This is a genomic window from Streptomyces sp. YS-3 (assembly GCF_045257485.1).
Classification (GTDB): domain Bacteria; phylum Actinomycetota; class Actinomycetes; order Streptomycetales; family Streptomycetaceae; genus Streptomyces.
Genome location: NZ_JBJHPC010000068.1, coordinates 1 through 20,033 on the forward strand (window position 1 = coordinate 1; position 20,033 = coordinate 20,033).

Sequence of the window (20,033 nt, forward strand, 5' to 3'; positions counted from 1 at the left end):
GTCCCGGAAAGCGCCCCCTCGCGCCCCCTACCGTGATCCCCGGTGCGTCGGCCGACGCACCGGGGATCACGGTAGGGGGCGCGAGGGGGCGCTTTCCGGGACATGTACACGTATGGCCGATAACCGATGCCGCCGCCGCGTCCTCCTAGAAGAACACCCCGCACCTCAGCAGCACGTTCGCGTACGGCCGCGCCTCCCCGGTCCGTACGACCAGCCGCGCCCCCGCCGACAGCGCCTTCAGCTCGTCGTGCGCGACCAGGTCGAGGTGCGGGAGGCGGGCCGCCAGCAGCCGCGCGGCCGGCGGGTTCGCCTCGCGCACCTCCCGCGCGGCGGTCGCGCCCTCCACCACGAGTTCGGCGAGCAGGCCGTCGAGCACCTCCGCGAACGAGGGCACCCCGGCCCGGAAGGCCAGGTCGACCACGCGCGGGCCGGCCGGGATGGGCATGCCGGCGTCGCAGACGAGGACCCCGTCCCCGTGGCCCAACTCGGCCAGCGCGCCCGACAGATGACGGTTGAGGATGCCGCCCTTCTTCACCGCGCGAAGACCTCGTCGGCGGTGGGGAAGGACTCCTGCGCCCCCTGGCGGGTGACGGCGGCGGCGCCGACCCGCGCGGCGAACGCGGCGGCGTCCGCGAGGCTCTCGCGCAGGCTCAGCCGCCAGGCCAGCGCGGCGGTGAAGGCGTCGCCCGCGCCCGTCGTGTCCACCGCTTCGACCCGTGGGCTCTCCACCCGCACGAACGAGCTCGTACTGCCCGCCGCGACCAGGGCGCCCGCCGCGCCCAGCGTGATCACCACCGAGCGCGGTCCGCGCAGCAGCAGGGTCCGCGCCCAGTCCTCGGGCGCCGGGCCCGCCGAGGCGCCCAGCAGGAACCGGGCCTCGTGCTCGTTGACGATCAGCGGGTCGCAGGCGGCGAGCACCTCGGCCGGAAGCGGTCCGGCCGGTGAGGGGTTGAGGACGAAGCGGCTGTCGAAGGCGAGGCTGCGGACGGTCTCGACCACCGTCTCCAGCGGGATCTCCAACTGCGCCGACACCACCCGCGAGGCCTGGAAGAGGCTGGCGGCGGCGCGCACGTCCTGCGGGGTCAGACGGGCGTTGGCGCCGGGCGAGACCACGATGCTGTTGTCCCCCGAGGGGTCCACCGTGATCAGCGCCACCCCGGTGGGCGCCCCGCCGACGAGCAGGCCGACGGTGTCCACGCCGGCCGCCCGCTGGGAGTCGAGCAGCAGCCGCCCGTATCCGTCGTCCCCGACCCGGGCGAGCAGCGCGGTGCGCGCGCCGAGGCGGGCGGCGGCCACCGCCTGGTTGGCGCCCTTGCCGCCCGGGTGGACCACCAGGTCCGAGCCGAGGACCGTCTCGCCGGGCCCGGGGCGCCGGTCGACGCCGATCACGAGGTCGGCGTTGGCGGACCCGACGACCAGGAGGTCGTAGTCGTACATCCCTGTCCTGCTTTCGCTGAGTGGCGGACCGGCGTCCGTCATGAGAAGTCGGCGACGTTCTGCCGGGTGACGACCTTGACCGGCACCTTCACGGCACTCTCGACCGTGTCGCCCTTCGCGGCCCGCACGGCGTTGCGCACCGCGATGCGGCCGAGTTCGGCGGGCTGCTGCGCGACCGTCGCGTACAGCGTGCCCGCTGCGACCGCCTTCAGGCCATCGGGGGTGCCGTCGAAGCCGACGACGGCGACGGAGGTGCCCGCCCGGTCGCCCAGCGCCTTGACCGCGCCGAGCGCCATCTCGTCGTTCTCGGCGAAGACCCCGGTGACCCCGGCGTGGGACTGGAGCAGATTGGTCATCACGTCCAGGCCCTTGGCGCGGTCGAAGTCGGCGGGCTGGCGGGCGACGACCGTGATGCCGGGGTAGGCCTTGATGCCCTCCGCGAAGCCCTGGCCGCGCTCGCGGCTGGCGGAGGTGCCCGCGGTGCCCTGGAGGACGACGATCCGGCCCTTGCCGCCGAGCCGGTCGGCGAGGGTCCTGGCGGCGAGCCTGCCGCCCGCGACGTTGTCGGAGGCGACCAGAGTCGCGGTGTCGGCCTTGTTGACGCCCCGGTCGGCGGCGACCACCGGGATGTCCGCCTTGTTGGCGCCGCGCACCGAGGGTCCGACGGCGTCCGAGTCGACCGGGTTGACGATGATCGACTTCACCCCGGCGCCGGTGAAGTTCTGGATCTGGTTGGCCTGTTGGGAGGCGTCGTTCTGGGCGTCGGTCACGGTCAGGTCGACTCCCGCCGCCTTCGCCTCCGCCCTCGCCCCGGCCTCCATCTGCACGAAGAAGGGGTTGTTGAGGGTGGAGAGCGACATGCCCACCCTGGTGGACGAGCCGGAGGAGCCGGTGTCGACGAACGACAGGGCGCCCAGGACGGCGGCCAGGGCGACGGCCGCGACCGCGAGTTTCGCCGCGCCCCGCCTGCCGCCGGACCCGGGCGCGCTCCCCGTGCCGGAGGCGGTCGTCGCCCCGGCGCGGCGGCGTGCCGTGTCGAGCAGCACCGCGAGCGCGATGACCACTCCGATGACGACCTGCTGCCAGAAGGCCGACACCGACAGCAGGTTGAGGCCGTTGCGCAGCACGGCGAGGATCAGTGCGCCGATGAGGGTGCCGGACGCCTTGCCGACGCCGCCGGACAGACTGGCGCCGCCGATGACGACGGCCGCGATCGCGTCGAGCTCGTACCCCTGGGCGGCCTGCGGCTGCGCGGAGACCAGCCGGGAGGCGAGGACGACGCCCGCGACTGCGGCGAACAGGCCCGAGAGCGCGTAGATGGCGATCTTCTGCCGCTGGACCCGCAGCCCCGAGAGCCGGGCCGCCTCCTCGTTGCCGCCGATGGCGTACATGGAGCGCCCGATGTACGTACGGGACAGGATCAGGGCGGTGAGCAGCCCCATCGCCACCATCACGATCACCGGGACCGGCAGATGTCCGCCGAGGGTGTCGCCGACGCGGGAGACGGACTCGGGGAAGGCGATCGGGCTGCCCTGCGAGAGGACCAGGGACAGGCCCCGGCCCACCGAAAGCATGGCCAGGGTGGCGATGAACGGGGGGAGTTTGCCGTACGCGACGAGGGCGCCGTTGACGGCGCCGCAGGCCAGGCCGGTACCGATGGCGAGGAGGACCGCCAGCCAGACCGGCAGACCGTGTTTCGTCGCCGTCCAGGCGAGCACGGTGGCGCTGAGGGCGGCCACCGACCCGACGGAGAGGTCGATGCCGGCCGAGACGATGACGAAGGTCACGCCGAAGGCGAGGATCGCGGTGACGGCGGCCTGGACACCGACGTTGAGCAGGTTCTGCGTGGTCAGGAAGTCGCCGGAGAGCAGCGACATCGCCACCGCCAGGACCACCAGGGCGCTCAGCGCGCCGTTGTCGAGCAGCAGACGGCGCACGGCGCGGGCGCCGCTCGCGCCCGTGGTGCTCCGGAGCGTTTCAGTGGCCACGGGGGCCCTCCTCTTCGTGCGGTGCCGGGGCGGTGGCGGGGGCCGCGCCGACGGCGAGTTCCATGACCGTCTCCTGGGTGGCCCGGCCGGCCGGGAGTTCCCCGGCGATCCGTCCCTGGGCCATGACCAGCACCCGGTCGCTCATGCCGAGCACCTCGGGCAGATCGCTGGAGATCATGAGGACGGCGTGCCCGGCGGCGGTCAGTTCGTTGATGAGCCGGTAGATCTCGACCTTGGCGCCGACGTCGATGCCCCGGGTGGGCTCGTCGAGGATGAGCACCCGGGTCTCGGCGAGGAGCCACTTGCCGATGACGACCTTCTGCTGGTTGCCGCCGGACAGGGTGCGCACCCGCTGGCCGGGGCCGGCCATCCGGACGCCGAGCCGTTCGGCGATCCGTGCGGCGGCCGTGCGCTGCCCCTTGCGGTCCACGAGCCCGGCGCGGGTGGCCGAGCGCAGGGTGACCAGGCCGAGGTTCTCCTGTACGGAGGCGTCCAGGACGAGGCCCTGGCCCTTGCGGTCCTCGGGAACGAGACCGATCCCGGCGGCCATGGCCGCGTTCACGTCGTGCCGGGCGACGGGCGCGCCCAGCACCTCGACGGTTCCGCTGTCGTAGCGGTCGGCGCCGAAGACGGCCCGGGCGACTTCGGTGCGGCCCGCGCCGACCAGCCCCGCGAGGCCGACGACCTCGCCGGCGCGCACCTCGAAGCCGACGTCGTGGAAGGCGCCGTCGCGGGTGAGCCCGCGCACCGAGAGCAACGGGGCGCCGGGGTCGGGGCGTTCGCGCGGGTACTGCTGGTCGATGTCGCGTCCCACCATCAGGCGGACGAGTTCGGCCTCGGGGGTGGAGGCCGGCACCTGGCCGACGCTCCGGCCGTCGCGCAGGACGGTGACGCGGTCGCCGAGTGCCGCGATCTCCTCCAGGTGGTGGGTGATGAAGACGACGCCCACGCCGTCCGCCCGCAGCGAGCGCACGATCGTGAAGAGCGTGTCGACCTCCTCGGAGGTGAGGACGGCGGTGGGCTCGTCCATGATCAGCACGCGCGCGTCCAGGCTGAGCGCCTTGGCGATCTCGACCATCTGGAGGTGGGCGATGCCCAGTTCACGTACGCGCGCGTGGGGCGGCACGTCCACGCCGACCCGCTCCAGGAGCACGGCGGCGTCCGCCTCCATCCGTCGGCGGTCGATCATGCCGAAGCGGCGCGGCTGACGGCCGAGGAAGATGTTCTCCGCCACCGAGAGGTCGGGGACGAGGGTGAATTCCTGGTGGATGGTGGCGATCCCGAGCCGTTCGGCGTCCTGTGCGCTCTGGACGCGCACCTCACGTCCGTCGACGAGGACGCGACCGCTGTCGGGGCGGTGGGCGCCGGAGAGCACCTTGATGAGGGTGCTCTTGCCCGCCCCGTTCTCACCGAGCAGGACGTGCACCTCGCCGCGGCGCAGGGCGAAGTCGACGCCGTCGAGGGCGAGTACGCCGGGGAAGGCCTTGCGTATGCCCTCGACGCGCAGCAGATCGGCGGAACCGCTCACGGGGTGCTCCTCCGGGTGGGGGTGGTCTCGCCGCAGGAGCTGCGGACGACGAGGCGCGCGGGCAGGGTGACGGACTGCGGGGACCGGCCCTCGATGCGGTCGATGAGGGCGCGGACCGCGGCCCGGCCCAGGGCGCCGGTGGGCTGGGCGATCGCGGTGATCGGCGGATCGGTGTGGACGAACCAGGGGATGTCGTCGAAGGCGGCGAGCCCGATGTCGTGGGGCACGTGCAGGCCGTGCGCGCGGATGGCGTCGAGCGCCCCCAGCGCCATCAGGTTGTCGGCGGCGAAGACGACTTCGGGCGGCTCGGGGAGGGCGAGGAAGCGCTCGGTGCTGCGCCGGCCGCTGCCGGCCTGGAAGTCGCCGTGGCCGATGTAGGCCTCGGGCAGCGGGAGCCGGTGCTCGCGCAGGGCGTCCCGGAAGGCCTCGACGCGTTCGCTGCCGGTGGTGGTGGCGGCCGGGCCCGCGATGATGGCGAGCCTGCGGTGGCCCAGGGCGTGCAGATGGGCGACGAGGTCGCGGACGGCGGACCGGCCGTCGGCCCGCACGACGGGCACGTCCACGCCGGGGATCCAGCGGTCGACGAAGACCATGGGGGTGCCGGCCCGGGCCGCGTCCAGGATCTGTGGGGAGCCGCCGTCGGTGGGCGAGACGAGCAGTCCGTCGATCCTGCGGTCGAGGAGGGTGCGGACGTGGTGGTCCTGGAGCTCGGGCCGCTCGTCGGCGTTGCCGATGATGACGCTGTAGCCGAGCGTGCGGGCCTCCTCCTCGACGGAGCGGGCGAGTTCGGTGAAGTACGGGTTGAGTACGTCGCTGATGACCAGGCCCAGGGTGCGCGTCTGGTCGGTGCGCAGGGACCTGGCCACGGCGTTGGGCCGGTAGCCGAGCGCCTCGACGGCGGCGAGGACGCGGGTGCGCGCCTCGGGGCTGACGGACGGGTGGCTGTTGAGGACCCGGGAGACCGTGGCGACGGACACGCCCGCGCGGGCGGCCACATCCTTGATGCTCGCCATGCGCCGGACCACCTCCTTGTGCGTCCGTGGAATCGATTACACGGAGGATTGGAATCGATTACACGCCCCTCGGCAACCCCCTCCCCCGGCTCCGAGATCCGATCGTGATGAACGCGCGCGGCAGGGGACGGCCCGGCGGGACGTACCCGTCCCTGCTCGGCCCGTCCGTTTCCGCCGCGCCGCCCGGGCCGCCGCGCGCGGCGCATTCGTGTCGCCCATCCGCCCCAACCACTGGTGCGGATGCGGCAGTTGATGAACACTCTCCTGCTGTCACGTGCCGGGAACGCTCTTCCACTCGTCGCGCGCCGGGCACCCCGGCCGCGGAAGGAGCCGTCCATGCGTACAGGGAGATCGAGAGGCTTGCGCACGGCCGCGGTCGCCGTACTGGCGATCGCGGGACTGCTGGCCCCGGGCGGCCTGGCCGCCGGGGCCGGAACCCAGGAGGAGGACGACGAGGGCGGGCCCGCCGCCCCCGCCGAGTACAGCTATCTGCAGAAGGCGGTGCCGGGGCAGCCGCTGCCCCGGCACGCCTACGACACCGCGGCGGCGCAGGCCGCCGCGCTGCCCGTCACCGGCGGCACCTGGCAGTCCGTGGGGCCCACCAACATCGGCGGCCGGGTCGTCTCGCTCGCCCTCGACCCGCAGCGCGCCGACACGGTGTACGCGGCTGCCGCCAGCGGCGGGGTGTGGCGCTCGGCCGACGCGGGCCGGACGTTCACCCCGGCCTGGCCCGAGCGCGGCACCCAGGCCATGGGCGCGCTCGCCGCGGCTCCCGACGGCACCCTCTACGCCGGGACCGGCGAGCCCAACCCGGGCGGCGGCAGCGTCACCTACGAGGGAACCGGCGTCTACCGCTCCACCGACCGGGGCCACAGCTGGCAGCCGGCCGGACTGCGGGACTCGGGGGCGGTCGGCGCGTTCGCGGTGGACCCGCGCAGGCCCCGCAGGGTGCTGGTCGCGGCCACCGGCTCGCTCTACAACCCGGGCGGCGACCGGGGCGTCTACCTCTCGGAGAACGCGGGTGGCTCCTGGCGCCGGGTGCTGGACGTGCCCAACGCCTTCACCGGCGCCGTCGACGTCCAGCGCGACCCGGTGAATCCCGACCGGGTGTACGCCGTGCTGTGGGACCACCGGCGCGAGCCGGACAGACGCACCTACGGCGGCGCGGGCTCCGGGGTCTACCGCTCCGACGACGGCGGCGCCCACTGGCGGCACCTCGGCGGCGGGCTGCCCACGGCCGGCTCGGGCCGGATCGGCCTCGGTGTCGCCGCCTCCGAGCCCGGCCGCCTCTACGCCCTCGTCGGCGCCACGGACGGCACCTTCGGCTCCTTCCTCACCTCGGCCGACGGCGGCGACAGCTGGACCGAGCTGCCCCGGAACGAGACCCTGGCCGACTCCCAGTCCAGCTACTCCTGGTGGTTCGGCAAGGTGTGGGTCGACCCGGCCGACGCCCGGCACGTCCACGCGGCCGGGGTGGGCCTGCTCACCACCAGGGACGGGGGGACCACCTGGAGCGCCGAGGAGGACGCCGTCCACTCCGACCAGCACGCCATGCTCTGGGACCCACGGACACCCGGCCGCGTCTACCTCGGCAACGACGGCGGCGTCTACCGCTCCGACGCACGCGGCGACGGCGGCTGGACCAAGGCGGTGTACGAGCCGTGGACCCAGCTCTACACCGTGGCGGCGACCCCGCAGGACCCGAGCCGGATCTCCGGCGGCGCCCAGGACAACGGCTCCATCCGCTCCTGGGGCGGCGACCGGTTCAACGAGTACCTGGGCGGCGACGGACTGCAGAACCTCATCGACCCGACCGACGTGAACCGGGTGTACGCCTGCTACCAGTACGGCAACTGCTTCCGCTCCACCGACGGCGGCGCCACGCTCACCGAGTACACCGACGCCACCACCGCCGACCGGCGCAACTGGCTCACCCCCGTCCAGTTCGACCCGGTGAACCCCGATGTCCTCTACTACGGGGGCAACCGGCTGAACCGTTCCACCGACGGCGGCGCCACCTGGCAGCCCATCAGCCCCGACCTCACGGGCGGCCCCGGCGACGACTCCTACCCGTACGGCACGATCACCACGGTCGCCGCCGCGCGGGACGGGCGGACCGTCTGGGCGGGCACGGACGACGGCCGGGTGTGGGTGACGCGCGACCTCGGCGCCCACTGGACCGAGGTCCTCACCGGCCGGCCGTGGGTGACCCGGGTGACCGTGGACCCGGACGACCCGGCGACCGCGTACGTATCGCTGTCCGGGTACCGGTCGGGCTCGCCGCTGCCGCATGTGCTGCGGACCCGGGACGCGGGGGCGCACTGGAGCGATCTGTCCGGAAACCTTCCCCAGGCACCGGTGAACGACGTGGTGCTCGGTGGCCGGAACACCCTCTACGCCGCGACCGACCAGGGTGTCTTCGTCAGCGGCCGGGGCGGCTGGCGAAGGCTCGGCGGCGGGCTTCCGCTGGTGCCGGTGTCGGACATCACATACGACGCCGTCCACCACCGCCTGGTGGCGGCCACCTTCGGGCGCGGCTTCTACAGCCTCCTTGTGCGTCCATAGATCTGACGGCACGTCAGACCCCCGTCGGCACGGCCGGCGGGGGCCTTTCGGCGCCCGTGCGCGCCGCCGCCCGCGACGGCCGGTTCACATCGGTCCCCTTTGGCCACTGCACCGATGCGATCTCGCCATGTACCGTTCAAATACGCGTTGTCCGGCAGCCTCCCAACTGCCGTTCTACGCGCGCAGACTGGGCGCCCGCACCGCCTCTCCCCCACTCTCATGGAGGTAGCAGGATGCTCCGAATCCGGAGTTCCGCAAGGTCACGGCAGAGACTCACGACCGCACTCGCCGTGTTCGGCATACTCGGCGGCGGCACCGCCGCACTGGCCGTCACCGCTCCCCCGGCCGCCGCGGCCACCACCCCCGCGCACCGCGTGCTGTTCGACAACTCCAAGGCCGAGACCGCCGGCAACGCCGACTGGATCATCGGCACCAGCCAGCCGGACCCGCTGGGCCAGAACCCCGCGCCCTCGGCGGAGAAGGACTGGACCGGAGCGCTCTCGTCCTGGGGCGTCGCACTCCAGAAGACCGGCGACTACTCACTCAAGACGCTGCCCAGCGGCGGCACGATCACCTACGGCACCTCCTCGGCGCTCGATCTGCAGAACTTCGACACGTTCGTGCTGCCCGAGCCCAACGTCCTGCTCTCGGCCGCCGAGAAGACGGCCGTGATGAAGTTCGTGCAGAACGGCGGAGGTCTCTTCATGATCTCCGACCACACCGGCTCGGACCGCAACAACGACGGCGCCGACGCGGTGAAGGTCCTCAACGACCTCATGAGCAACAACAGCGTGGACAGCACCGACCCGTTCGGTTTCTCCATCGACTCGCTCAACATCGCCAGCGACAACCCCAGGGCCGTCTCCAACAGCACGGACCCGGTGCTGAACGGCCCCTTCGGCAAGGTCACCGGCAGCATCATCCGCAACGGCACGACGGTCACGCTGAAGCCCGTGGACAACCCGGCCGTCAAGGGCCTGGTGTACCGCACGGGCTCTTCCGGCAACACCGGCGCGTTCTTCGCGACCAGCACCTTCGGCAGCGGCAGGGTGGCGTTCTGGGGCGACAGCTCGCCCATCGACGACGGCACCGGCCAGTCGGGCAACACCCTCTTCGACGGCTGGGACGACCCGGCCGGCACGGACGCGGCGCTCGCCCTCAACGGCACGCAGTGGCTCGCGGGTGCCGCCGGGTCGACCGGCGGCGGTGGCGGCACCTGCACCGCCGCCCAGCTGCTCACCGACCCCGGCTTCGAGTCGGGCGGCACGGGCTGGTCGGGCACCAGCGGTGTCGTCACCACCGACTCCGGCGAGGCCGCGCACACCGGCTCGTACAAGGCATGGCTGAACGGCTACGGCTCCGCCCACACCGACACGCTCGCCCAGACGGTGACGATTCCGGCGGGCTGCACCGGCGCGAGGCTCAGCTTCTTCCTGCACGTCGACACGGCCGAGACGAGCACCACGACCGCCTACGACACCCTCAAGGCGCAGGTGGTCAACGGCAGCGGGACGGTGCTGTCCACCCTCGCCACGTACTCCAACCTCAACGCCGGGACCGGCTACACCCAGCGGACCCTCGACCTCGGCGGGTACGCCGGGCAGACGGTCACCGTGAAGTTCACCGGCACCGAGGGCTCGCAGCTCCAGACGTCGTTCGTCCTCGACGACACGGCGCTCGACGTGAGCTGAGACCCCCCTCGCGACAGCGCGGACGCCGCCCACCCCTCACCGGGTGGGCGGCGTCCGCCGTGTACGGGGCCGGCCGGCATCCGCCGCCGTCGTGGCTCTTGTCTTGTCGGGCGCGGCTCACTACCTTCCGGTAGCCACATCACACTGCGATTGTCATGCCCCCCACAAGATCATCCGGAGTGACGATGCCCGTTTACCGAACGCTCGGCTCCCTGGCCGCCGTGGTGACCCTGGCCGTGACCGGGGCCTCCGCGACCGCCTCCGCATCCTCGTCGGCCTCCGACGCGCCCGGGGCGAAGCCCGCCGGTGCCGCGGCACTGCGCGAGGTGATGTTCGTCGGCAACAACTGGGACGGCACCGCCGACGTCGTGAAGTCCAGCGGCGACCTGGCCCGGATCGGGCGGATCAACGTCATCCCGGACAAGGACCAGCGGCTCACCGAGATCTACCTCAACCCGATCAAACTGGCCTACTTCCTCGGCATCAGACAGGGGCCCGGCGAGGGCCACGACCAGTTCGTGGACGACATGTACTCCACGCCCGACGGCTCCGCGGTCGTGGTCTCCCGGCCCAGCTTCGCCGATGTGGTCTCCATCGACCTGGCCACCGGCCACCTCAACTGGCGTTTCCCGGTGTCGGGTTACCGCTCGGACCACATGGCGGTCTCCCCCGACGGCACCCGGGTCGCGGTCTCCGCCTCCACCTCCAACACCGTGCACGTCCTGGACATCGCGACCGGCCGGCAGCTCGGCTCGTTCGCGACCGGCGACAAACCGCACGAGAACGTCTTCACCGACGGCGGAAAGTACCTGTGGAACATGGCGATCGGGGAGGTGAACACGGCCCTGGACGACCCGGCGTGGGACTGGACCAAGGGCGACCGGCACATCACGGTCGTGGACGCGCACACCTTCAAACCCGTCAAGGTCATCGACATGCGCGACCGGCTCGACGCGTTCGGCCGCAAGGACCTCTCCGACGCCGTACGGCCCGTGGTCTTCACACCCGACGAGTCCAAGCTCTACTTCCAGGTGTCGTTCTTCAACGGCTTCCTGGAATACGACATCGCGAGCGACCGGATCACCCGTTCCAAGACCCTGCCCAAGAACCCCGCGACCAGCGAGGACCGCACCACCTGGGTCAACGACTCGCGCCACCACGGCCTCTCGATCAGCCCCGACGGGGCCCGTCTCTGCGTCGCCGGGACGATGGACGACTATGTGACGGTCGTCGACCGCGCCACGTTGCAGGAGGGGCCGCTCGTCCCGGCGTCCAAGCCGTACTGGGCGACGGTGAGCGGGGACGGCAAGTCCTGCGTCATCTCCGAGAGCGGGGCGGACCGCATCACCGCGATCGACTTCGCGACCGGCCAGAAGACGGTGTCCGTGGCGGTCGGCGACCATCCGCAGCGGGTGCGCCTCGGCCATGTCACCGCCGACTGGACGAGCCCGGCGGCCCACCGCGCGACGAACTGACGCGCCCTCCACTCCGCCAACGTTCCAGGCATTTCCGCCCGTACGGGAAGAAACCACAACCCGCACGCTGTGATCACCAGCACAGTGCGCGGGCGGTGCAACCAACCCCGGCCCGGGGCACGTCTGGACCGGTGGGACCATGGGGTGCACACGGATGTCGCACGGCCGGTCGCCCTGCGTCCACGCGGGCGGGGGCGAGTGTTAAATCTGGGTTCCAGAAGCACACAAGCCGAACAAACGCCTTTACATGCGCATGTCAGGCGTAGCAGTGTTCGCCCGGGACCACACAGTCCCCGCGGTGCTCAGAAACACCGTGCGTACGGGCGGTTGTAGCCGGCCGCCCCGCAACACCTAAGGACCCTCCATAGTGCGTACACCCCACATACGCAGACTGGCGATCGCCCTGGCCGTCACCACGGCAGCGACCATCACGGTAGGGGGCGTCGGCACCGCCGTCGCGACGTCCGCCGCCACCGGGACCTCCCCCGTCGCCTCCTCCGCCAAGTCCGCGAAGTCGGTCGTCGACGCGGCGCGCGCCGCCGCCTTCGCGCACGCCGCCGCCACCGGTGTCTCCAAGGACGACACCCTGACGGCCACCGACACCCTGGTCGACCCGGACGGCAAGCAGCACGTCCGGTTCGCCCGCGCCCACAAGGGGATGCCGGTCCTCGGTGGTGACCTGGTCATCCACCTCGACGCCAAGTCCGCGTACCTCGACGTGACCCGGGCCACCCGCCGCCAGGTCGCCGTCACCGCCAAGGCCCCGAAGCTGACGGCCGCGCAGGCCAAGGCGAAGGCCGCCGCGCGGGCGAAGGGCGACGCGGGTACGCCCGAGCTCGTCGTCGACGTACGCGCCGGCCGCACCGCCCTCGCCTACCAGATCAAGGTCAGCAACAGCAGGACCACCGAGGCGGGCGGTGTCCGCACGGTCGTCATCGACGCCACGACCGGCGCCGTGCTCACCGACATCCCCGCCGCGGACACGTTCATCTCGCCGAGCCTGAAGGCCAAGCTGCGCAAGAGCGGCGCGAAGGCCACGCCGCTCACGGGGGCGACGGCCCCGGGTGCCGCCGCCGCGACCGCGGGCCGGCCGTTCAACCCGCCGCGGACCACGGGCATCCCGGCGGTCGGTTCCGGCACGTCGCTGTTCGTCGGCAAGGTGCCGCTGAACACCCTGAAGACCGGCGGCACCTCGTACCTGCTCAAGGACGCCACCCACGGCAACACCGAGACGCGTGACGCGGGCGGCCGTGAGCTGGAGCAGTTCACCCAGGGCAAGGCGTTCACCAGCACGTCCAACACCTGGGGCAACGGCGCCACGAACAACCGGCAGACCGCCGCCGTGGACGCCCAGTACGGCATCGTCAGCACCCTCGACTTCTACAAGAAGGTCCTGGGCCGCAACGGCATCAAGAACGACGGCTCCGGCGCCCACGCGATGGTGCACTTCGGCTCCAACGTGGGCAACGCCTTCTGGTACTCCGAGTGCGGCTGCATGCTCTACGGAGACGGCGACGGCGCCACCTTCACCAAGCCGCTGGTCGTCCTCGACGTCACGGGCCACGAGCTCAGCCACGGCGTGGTCGACGCCACGGCCAACCTGCAGCCGACCCGGGTCGACGACCAGGGCAACCAGTTCGGTGAGCCGGGCTCGCTCAACGAGTCGCTGGCCGACATCTTCGGCAGCAACGTCGAGTTCCAGACCAACAACCCCAACAACCCGCCCAACTACCTGCTGGGCGAGAAGCTGGGGCTGGCGCAGACCTTCCTGCGCCGCCTGGACAAGCCGTCGCTGGACGAGCTGGAGGGCACGGTCGACTACTGGTCGGCGGCCTCCTACGACGCCGAGGTGCACGGCGGTTCGGGCGTCTCCTCGCACGCGTACTACCTGCTCGCCGAGGGCAGCGGCAAGAAGACGATCGGCAACGTCGACTACGACTCCCCGACCTACGACGGCGCTCCCGTGACCGGTATCGGCCGCGACAAGGCGACGCAGATCTTCTACCGCGCCCTGACGCGTTACATGGTCTCCACGACCGACTTCCACGACGCCCGCACGGCGACGCTGAAGGCGGCGGCCGACCTGTACGGCACGACCAGTGCCGAGTACAAGACGGTCGACAGGGCCTGGGCGGCGGTCAACGTGACCGCGGCGAACACGCCGAAGCGCTGACACCCGGCGCGGCACACCAGGAGGCGCCCCCGCGGGATTCGCGGGGGCGCCTTCGCGTGGTACGGCCGTATGGAGGGCGGCGGTCCGCCTCAGCTCCCGGCGGCGGCCTCCCGCGCCGACAGCGGCGTGGCGATGTCTTCCAGCGACTTGCCCTCGGCGTCGACCGCGAAGAACGCCGCCACCCCGCCCGCGATGGTCATCAGGGCGGCGCCGACGCAGAAGGCCACGACCGCGTCGTCCACGATGCCGCTCGACGTCAGACCGGAGAAGACCAGCGGCCCGGAGATACCGCCGGCCGCCGTGCCGATCGCGTAGAAGAAGGCGATCGCCATCGCCCTCGTCTCCATCGGGAAGATCTCACTTACCGTCAGATAGGCCGAACTGGCGCCCGCCGAGGCGAAGAAGAGCACCACGCACCAGCAGGCGGTCATGGTGGTCGCGCTCAGCCACCCCTGGCTGAAGAACCAGGCGGTGACGAAGAGCAGACCGCCGGAGAGCAGATAGGTACCGGCGATCATCACCCGGCGACCGACGGTGTCGAAGAACCGGCCGAGCAGCAGCGGTCCGAGGAAGTTCCCGAAGGCGACGACGGCGAAGAAGTAGCCGGTGTGGCCGCTGGAGACGTCGAAGAACTTCACCAGGATCGAACTGAAGCCGAAGGTGATGGCGTTGTAGAGGAAGGCCTGCCCGATGAAGAGGGCGAAGCCGAGCACCGCGCGCTTGGGGTAGGAGCGGAAGAGGGTCCTGGCGATCTCCAGGAATCCCACGCTCTCGCGCTGCTCGATGGTGATGGCGCTGCCCGGGGCGGGCAGCGGCTCGCCCGTGTCCTCCTCGACCTGCCGTTCCACGTCCTTGACGAGCCCTTCCGCGCCCTCCTCCTGGCCGTGGATGAACATCCAGCGCGGGCTCTCCGGCACATGCCGGCGCACCAGCAGGATGACCAGGCCGAGCACCACGCCGAGGGCGAAGGTGAGCCGCCAGCCGAGGTCCTTGGGGAAGATGTCCGTGTTCAGGGCCAGTACGGACAGGAGCGCGCCGCCCATCGCGCCGAGCCAGTAGCTGCCGTTGATGATGAGGTCCACCCGGCCGCGGTACTTGCTGGGGATGAGTTCGTCGATCGCGGAGTTGATGGCCGCGTACTCGCCGCCGATGCCGAAGCCGGTGAAAAAGCGGAAGAGGAAGAACCACCAGGCGGAGAAGGACAGCGCGGTCATGGCGGTGGCCGCCAGATAGACCGCGAGGGTGATGAGGAAGAGTTTCTTGCGGCCGTACCGGTCGGTGAGCCAGCCGAAGAAGAGGGCGCCGAAGCAGGCTCCGGACACATAGAGCGCGGCGCCGAGACCGGTGACCTGGGCGTCGGTGATGGCCAGGCCACTGCCGTCCTCGGAGAGGCGACTGGCGATGTTGCCGACGACGGTGACCTCAAGGCCGTCGAGGATCCACACGGTGCCGAGACCGATGACGATCATCCAGTGCCAGGCGGACCAGGGCAGCCGGTCCAGTCGCGCGGGGACTTCGGTGGTGATGGTCCGGCCCCGCGACTTACTGCCCACCGTCGCACCGTCCATGCGTGCCTCCTGCCTGCCGAGGGCCCATGAGCGCCCGGGATACCGGACGTGTCCGCCACGGGTACCCGAAGATCATCGCCATTAACCGCCCGGCTCCGCGCGTACCCGTGCCCGCCGCCGCGACCCGCCCGGTCCCCCGCTTCCGCGGCTTCCTCAGCCGCCCCTCAGCGGCCGGGCATAGGTGACGTACTCGCGGTGGGCGGTGAAGCCCAGCCGTTCGTAGAGGCCCAGGGCGCCGGAGGGGTTGGCGGTGTCGACCGTGAGGGAGGCGCTGTCGTAGCCATGGGTGAGGGCCGCGTCGAGGGTGGCGGCCATCAGTGCGGGGGCGGCGCCACGACCGCGGTGCGAACGGCGGGTGGCGAGGTAGCCGATGTGGCAGTCGCGGGTGCCGTCGGCGGCGGTGTCGGCCTCGTACTCCTCGGCGATCAGATACGCGGCCACCTCGTCGCCGTCCAGGAGCAGCCGCGACAGGGCCGGGCGGAAGGAGCGCGCGCCCACGACATGGGTTTGCCAGTCGGTCCGGTCCATCGCGGTGAAGTCCCAGTGGTCGCGGAAGGCGTCGTTGTGGGCGAGCCGGGCGGCCTCGTCCCGGGCGGGCTCGAACGGTACGAGCCGCAGCCCCTCCGGGACACCGCCGGTCACCGGGCGGCCCGTGTTGAGCGGATGCGTCATCTCGAACCACCAGCGGCAGGCGGTGAACCCCCCGCTCGCCGCCAGCGCCTCCAGGTTGGCGTCGCCGGACTTCCCGCTGATCAGAAGCTCGCCGGGCAGGTGCGTGAAGCCCTCCGCGTACAGGGCGCGGGCCCGTGAGTCCATCCAGGTGACCAGATGGCGGCCGATCCCCTGACGCCGCCAGTCGGGGTGGACCGCCGCGTCACCACGGAAGCGGGCCGCGTCCACGGCCCCGTCCGGGGCGTGCACCAGGGCGTAGGCGACCAGCCGCGCGCCGTCCCAGAGCGTGAGCGTGTTCCGCTCCGGGTCCAGCTTGGGGTTGTCCAGCTCCTCGGCGAGGTCGGCGGCGTCGACGTGGTGGCCGGTCCTGTCGACGCGCTCGGTGTCGACGCGCAGACGCAGCCAGGCGGGCACGTCGGCCCGGTCCATCGGCCGCGTCAGGAATCCACCGGGTGCGATGTGCGACGTGGTGTTCACCGCTCCATCGTCGGCCGGGCGCGCGGGCACCGCCCGCTGGCCCGTCCGGGTGGAGTACGCCGGGACTCGACGCCCCCTCACCTCTGGAGACGACCGTGCCTGTCAGCGTGGGACCCCGTGCTCATGACACCCCCCGCATCCTCCTCGCGTGCTCCCCGCCGCGCCCTGCTGCGGGCCGCCGTGGCCGGCGGGCTCGCCGCGCTGGCGGCGCCGGCGGCCCACGCGGCCGGGCCGTCCCCCTCCCTCGCGTCCGCGACCCGCCAGCCCCGGGCGCCGGGGACGCAGATCCTCGCCTGCGACCAGGCGTCCCAGTCGGTGATCCTGCTCGACGCGACCAGCGCCTACTGGCGCTCCGGGAGTCCCGACCGGACGGCGCGGGCCGCCGATCTGCAGCCGCTGTGGTCCTGGTCGCCGCTGGCCGACCCCGGGCTCGCGGATCTCGATCCGGGCACCGGCTGGCAGAACGTCAGCGAGGCCAAGGCCCGTGCCACCACCTCCGGCCCCCTGCTGCTGACCTGCGCCTCCGGCGGGTTCGTGGCGGCGGTGCACCGCGAGGGCGGGGCGGTGTACTGGGCGGCGTCACTGCCCGCCTCGTCCAACCCGCACAGCGTCGAGCTGCTGCCGGACGGCAATGTCGCGGTGGCCGCGAGCACCGGCGGCTTCGTCCGCGTCTACACTGCCTCCCGGGGCGCACGCTCCGGGACGCACGCCTCGTTCGCGCTGCCCGGGGCGCACGGACTGCTGTGGGACACGGGCAGCGGACTGCTGTGGGCGCTGGGCGACCGGCTGCTGGTGGGCCTCGCCGTGGAGGGCGGCGCCGCGAGCCCCCGGCTGACGGCGGCGCGGACCCTCACGCTGCCCGAGACCGGCGGCCACGACCTGGCGCGGGCGCTCGGCACGGACAGCGCTATGTGGCTGTCGACGAGCACCCATGTGCGCCGGTTCGCCCTTCGCACCGGCGCGTTCGTGACGTACACGGACCAGGCCGCCGTCGACCGGCCCTCGGTCAAGAGCATCAGCCAGAACCCGGCCACCGGGCGGCTCCTGACCGTGAGCCCCGAGCCGGGCGCCCCCTGCGCCTGGTGCACCTCGCGCATCCGCTTCCACGGGCCGGGCGGCGAGGAGGAGCTCAAGGGGTCGAGCCTGTACAAGGCGCGGTGGTGGACGGCCGACGCGCCCTGACACCCGGCCGCGGGGGGGAGAGAGAGCGGCCGGGCGCCGGACCGGCGTTCAGGACGCGGTCACTGCCGTACGGTCCAGTGGTCGTCGGAGCCCGCCTGGAGGAACTTCAGGGGTGGGCAGAGGAAGTCGCGCCCGGCCGGGTCGGCCTCGGTCCAGGGGGAGTCGGCCGGACGCGCGGGCTTCCAGACACCGGCCTTGCGCAGCTGGATCGCGCTGCTGTCGAAGACGGTGTTCCTGGCCTCGGTGCAGTAGTAGCCCACGCCGGTGGCCGGGTTGACGCTCGCGTAGATCTCGAAGATGTCCCAGCCGTGGTCCAGGTCGCTCTGGTCGGTGCCGGACTGGCGGTACAGCAGCTCCCACTGCGCGGTGCGGTGGTTGTACAGGTACGAGGACCAGCGGTTGCCGGAGCCGGTGTCCTTGACGAGCTGGATGCTGAAGGCCGGGCGGCCGTCGACGGTGGCGGTGTACTTCGCGCGGAAGTCGGCGTCCAGGGGCAGGATCTTGGCGGGTCCGCCGTCGCGCGAGCACCAGTCCCACGCCCACAGCTCGTTGCCGCTGTTCCAGTACGCGGTGACCACTTCGATGCAGGAGTTCTGCGCCTTGGTGGTGGGCGCGTAGGTGAAGTTGTCGGCGTCGCTCACCCGGTAGGCCGGGTCGAGGCTGTGGGTGGCGGTGATGCCGTCGTGGGTGCCGGGCTGCGGGAAGATCCCCCACCAGTTGTGGGTGAGGGATGCCCGGCGGCCGGCGCGGCCGTCCTTGAGTGCCGCCACCGCGCGGTCGCGGCCCGCGTCGTGGCCGGGGGTGCGGGCCGTGGTGACGACGCCGTGGTGCGGGGCGTCGGGCGAGGGCGCGGTGCCGGGGCGTTCGGCGGGGCGGGCGGCGGCGGTTCCCGCGCTCTGCACGGCGCCGAGCGCCGCGGCGGCGGCGAGCAGGGCGCCGGCGAGGACGGCTCTCGTGGATCTGACGGACCTGGCCCGGGTGCGCGTGTGTCTGTTCACGTGGCTCCTCCAGACCGGACTCGGAGTCCGGACGTCATGGGGTACGACGGTGGGGGGTGGGAGCACGGTCCGGCGGCGGCGCGGGGTGGTGCGCCGCGGCGGAACCGGGTGAGCGACTAGTAATGTTCATGTCATTGACAGGACTGTCAATAGCCGCTGGAGCCACACACGTTCGTCCGGGACACTTTCGAGCCGTGCCCGCTCCGGCGCGCCGGGGCGGGCGGCGGGCTCAGTACATCGTTCCCGTTCCCCCCGTCGGCCCTACTGGGGACCGTGGTCCAGACACGGACACTCCCGGCCGCACCAGCGGCAGGCCGGGGCCGGTGAGGGGGTCGGGGCCAGCAGCAGGTCCAGGACCGCGTCCACGTCGTAGCCGTCCAGCTCGCTTCCTTCCGGAACGAGCTGGTACGTACGGGAAAGGAACTCCGCGACGTCCTCCAGACCGGCGAGCAGATCGGCGCTGCCTTCGTCCGAATCCAGCCTGATCCGTAACCCCCCGTCGCCGCAGCACCAGACGCGCACGTCCCCCATCCCGACCGGGCGGCGGGACGTCAGCCCCTCGGCCACCAGGTCCCGGCCCATCGTCCAGGTGGTGTGAGTGCCGTTGCCGCACACGAAGTCCACGGACACCGCGAGCGGGTCGTCGGAGTCATAGGTCATCACGGCTTCCACCGGCGTCATGGCATCACCCCCCTCGTGCAACAGCTCCACATACAGCGGTACGCAGATCTCTTCCATGTCTCCCCCCTCGGGACGGGCACCAGCGTCGTCTCTATGTCCTCTATGACGAAATGGACAGTGGTGTTAGTGACGGATTCCACCCCTCACATACGCACCGCGCGCCAGAACGGACTCAACTGCCCACAACCGCCCCCGAAAACGCGAAGGCGCGCCCCCGGTCAGGGGGCGCGCCGGACACCCGGATCCCTCAGAACGACTCAGGACGACTCAGCACGCCCCCTCGTCCTGCCACACGCCCCACTCACCGGTGGTCCCGGGCTCCTCGTTCTGGGTCCACCGGCCCATCGTCCAGGTGGTGTGAGTGCCGTTGCCGCACACGAAGTCCACGGACACCGCGAGCGGGTCGTCGGAGTCATAGGTCATCACGGCTTCCACCGGCGTCATGGCATCACCCCCCTCGTGCAACAGCTCCACATACAGCGGTACGCAGATCTCTTCCATGTCTCCCCCCTCGGGACGGGCACCAGCGTCGTCTCTATGTCCTCTATGACGAAATGGACAGTGGTGTTAGTGACGGATTCCACC

At 72.0% G+C, this 20,033-nt stretch carries 15 protein-coding genes; 5 read left to right on the forward strand and 10 right to left on the reverse strand.

The window, feature by feature from the left end; all coding sequences use genetic code 11:
- Window positions 1–145 precede the first annotated feature (145 nt).
- The 5 genes from rbsD to ACJA3G_RS09185 are packed head-to-tail and all read right to left on the reverse strand — an operon-like array spanning window position 146 to window position 5,966.
- Window positions 146–535: a D-ribose pyranase gene (gene rbsD, locus ACJA3G_RS09165; protein WP_406552400.1), complete on the reverse strand. Its 390-nt coding sequence runs from the start codon at window positions 533–535 to the stop codon at window positions 146–148.
- On the reverse strand, window positions 532–1,437 hold the full coding sequence (locus ACJA3G_RS09170; RefSeq protein WP_406552401.1) for a ribokinase: 906 nt from the start codon (window positions 1,435–1,437) through the stop codon (window positions 532–534). The genes rbsD and ACJA3G_RS09170 overlap by 4 nt, the downstream gene beginning before the upstream one ends.
- 38 nt (window positions 1,438–1,475) lie before the next feature.
- Complete coding sequence (locus ACJA3G_RS09175; protein ID WP_406552402.1) at window positions 1,476–3,425, reverse strand: substrate-binding domain-containing protein; 1,950 nt, start codon at window positions 3,423–3,425, stop codon at window positions 1,476–1,478.
- Window positions 3,415–4,953: a sugar ABC transporter ATP-binding protein gene (locus tag ACJA3G_RS09180; protein ID WP_406552403.1), complete on the reverse strand. Its 1,539-nt coding sequence runs from the start codon at window positions 4,951–4,953 to the stop codon at window positions 3,415–3,417. The genes ACJA3G_RS09175 and ACJA3G_RS09180 overlap by 11 nt, the downstream gene beginning before the upstream one ends.
- The gene (locus ACJA3G_RS09185) at window positions 4,950–5,966 is read right to left on the reverse strand and encodes a LacI family DNA-binding transcriptional regulator (RefSeq protein WP_406552404.1); all 1,017 of its coding nucleotides are present in this window, start codon (window positions 5,964–5,966) and stop codon (window positions 4,950–4,952) included. The genes ACJA3G_RS09180 and ACJA3G_RS09185 overlap by 4 nt, the downstream gene beginning before the upstream one ends.
- Before the next feature lie 360 nt (window positions 5,967–6,326).
- Between ACJA3G_RS09185 and ACJA3G_RS09190 the strand changes: the two genes are divergently transcribed.
- The 4 genes from ACJA3G_RS09190 (at window position 6,327) to ACJA3G_RS09205 (ending at window position 13,870) form a co-directional block, all read left to right on the forward strand.
- Window positions 6,327–8,531, forward strand: coding sequence for a WD40/YVTN/BNR-like repeat-containing protein (locus ACJA3G_RS09190; RefSeq protein ID WP_406552405.1), 2,205 nt, complete (start codon window positions 6,327–6,329; stop codon window positions 8,529–8,531).
- 233 nt (window positions 8,532–8,764) lie between these two features.
- Window positions 8,765–10,222 (forward strand): hydrolase, encoded by a 1,458-nt coding sequence (locus ACJA3G_RS09195; RefSeq protein ID WP_406552406.1) that lies wholly within the window; start codon window positions 8,765–8,767, stop codon window positions 10,220–10,222.
- Window positions 10,223–10,407: 185 nt separating this feature from the next.
- Entirely contained in the window at window positions 10,408–11,697 is a 1,290-nt protein-coding gene (locus ACJA3G_RS09200; RefSeq protein ID WP_406552407.1) for a YncE family protein, read from the forward strand.
- A 367-nt stretch (window positions 11,698–12,064) separates the two neighbouring features.
- The gene (locus ACJA3G_RS09205) at window positions 12,065–13,870 is read left to right on the forward strand and encodes a M4 family metallopeptidase (protein WP_406552408.1); all 1,806 of its coding nucleotides are present in this window, start codon (window positions 12,065–12,067) and stop codon (window positions 13,868–13,870) included.
- An 89-nt stretch (window positions 13,871–13,959) separates the two neighbouring features.
- Here ACJA3G_RS09205 and ACJA3G_RS09210 read toward each other — a convergent pair whose 3' ends face one another.
- The gene (locus tag ACJA3G_RS09210; protein WP_406552409.1) at window positions 13,960–15,438 is read right to left on the reverse strand and encodes an MFS transporter; all 1,479 of its coding nucleotides are present in this window, start codon (window positions 15,436–15,438) and stop codon (window positions 13,960–13,962) included.
- Window positions 15,439–15,591: 153 nt separating this feature from the next.
- Window positions 15,592–16,587, reverse strand: coding sequence for a GNAT family N-acetyltransferase (locus ACJA3G_RS09215; RefSeq protein ID WP_406552410.1), 996 nt, complete (start codon window positions 16,585–16,587; stop codon window positions 15,592–15,594).
- A gap of 123 nt (window positions 16,588–16,710) precedes the next feature.
- On the opposite strand from ACJA3G_RS09215, the gene ACJA3G_RS09220 reads away from it, so the two are divergent.
- The gene (locus ACJA3G_RS09220) at window positions 16,711–17,769 is read left to right on the forward strand and encodes a DUF6528 family protein (protein ID WP_406552411.1); all 1,059 of its coding nucleotides are present in this window, start codon (window positions 16,711–16,713) and stop codon (window positions 17,767–17,769) included.
- 59 nt (window positions 17,770–17,828) lie between these two features.
- Here the strand turns inward: ACJA3G_RS09220 and ACJA3G_RS09225 are convergent, their stop codons facing one another.
- From ACJA3G_RS09225 to ACJA3G_RS09235, 3 genes are all read right to left on the reverse strand, one after another.
- Window positions 17,829–18,767, reverse strand: a complete 939-nt coding sequence (locus ACJA3G_RS09225; protein WP_406552412.1) for a carbohydrate-binding protein — start codon at window positions 18,765–18,767, stop codon at window positions 17,829–17,831.
- A gap of 261 nt (window positions 18,768–19,028) precedes the next feature.
- Window positions 19,029–19,505 (reverse strand): SsgA family sporulation/cell division regulator, encoded by a 477-nt coding sequence (locus tag ACJA3G_RS09230; RefSeq protein ID WP_406552413.1) that lies wholly within the window; start codon window positions 19,503–19,505, stop codon window positions 19,029–19,031.
- 210 nt (window positions 19,506–19,715) lie between these two features.
- Entirely contained in the window at window positions 19,716–19,949 is a 234-nt protein-coding gene (locus ACJA3G_RS09235; RefSeq protein WP_406552414.1) for an SsgA family sporulation/cell division regulator, read from the reverse strand.
- Between the last annotated feature and the right edge of the window lie 84 nt (window positions 19,950–20,033).

Bases quoted from the DNA above. Each gene is read 5' to 3' on its own strand.
- ACJA3G_RS09170 (WP_406552401.1), bottom strand. From the start codon at position 1,437: ATGTACGACTACGACCTCCTGGTCGTCGGGTCCGCCAACGCCGACCTC.
- ACJA3G_RS09185 (WP_406552404.1), bottom strand. From the start codon at position 5,966: ATGGCGAGCATCAAGGATGTGGCCGCCCGCGCGGGCGTGTCCGTCGCC.
- ACJA3G_RS09195 (WP_406552406.1), top strand. From the start codon at position 8,765: ATGCTCCGAATCCGGAGTTCCGCAAGGTCACGGCAGAGACTCACGACC.
- ACJA3G_RS09200 (WP_406552407.1), top strand. From the start codon at position 10,408: ATGCCCGTTTACCGAACGCTCGGCTCCCTGGCCGCCGTGGTGACCCTG.
- ACJA3G_RS09210 (WP_406552409.1), bottom strand. From the start codon at position 15,438: ATGGACGGTGCGACGGTGGGCAGTAAGTCGCGGGGCCGGACCATCACC.
- ACJA3G_RS09220 (WP_406552411.1), top strand. From the start codon at position 16,711: ATGACACCCCCCGCATCCTCCTCGCGTGCTCCCCGCCGCGCCCTGCTG.
- ACJA3G_RS09230 (WP_406552413.1), bottom strand. From the start codon at position 19,505: ATGGAAGAGATCTGCGTACCGCTGTATGTGGAGCTGTTGCACGAGGGG.
- ACJA3G_RS09235 (WP_406552414.1), bottom strand. From the start codon at position 19,949: ATGGAAGAGATCTGCGTACCGCTGTATGTGGAGCTGTTGCACGAGGGG.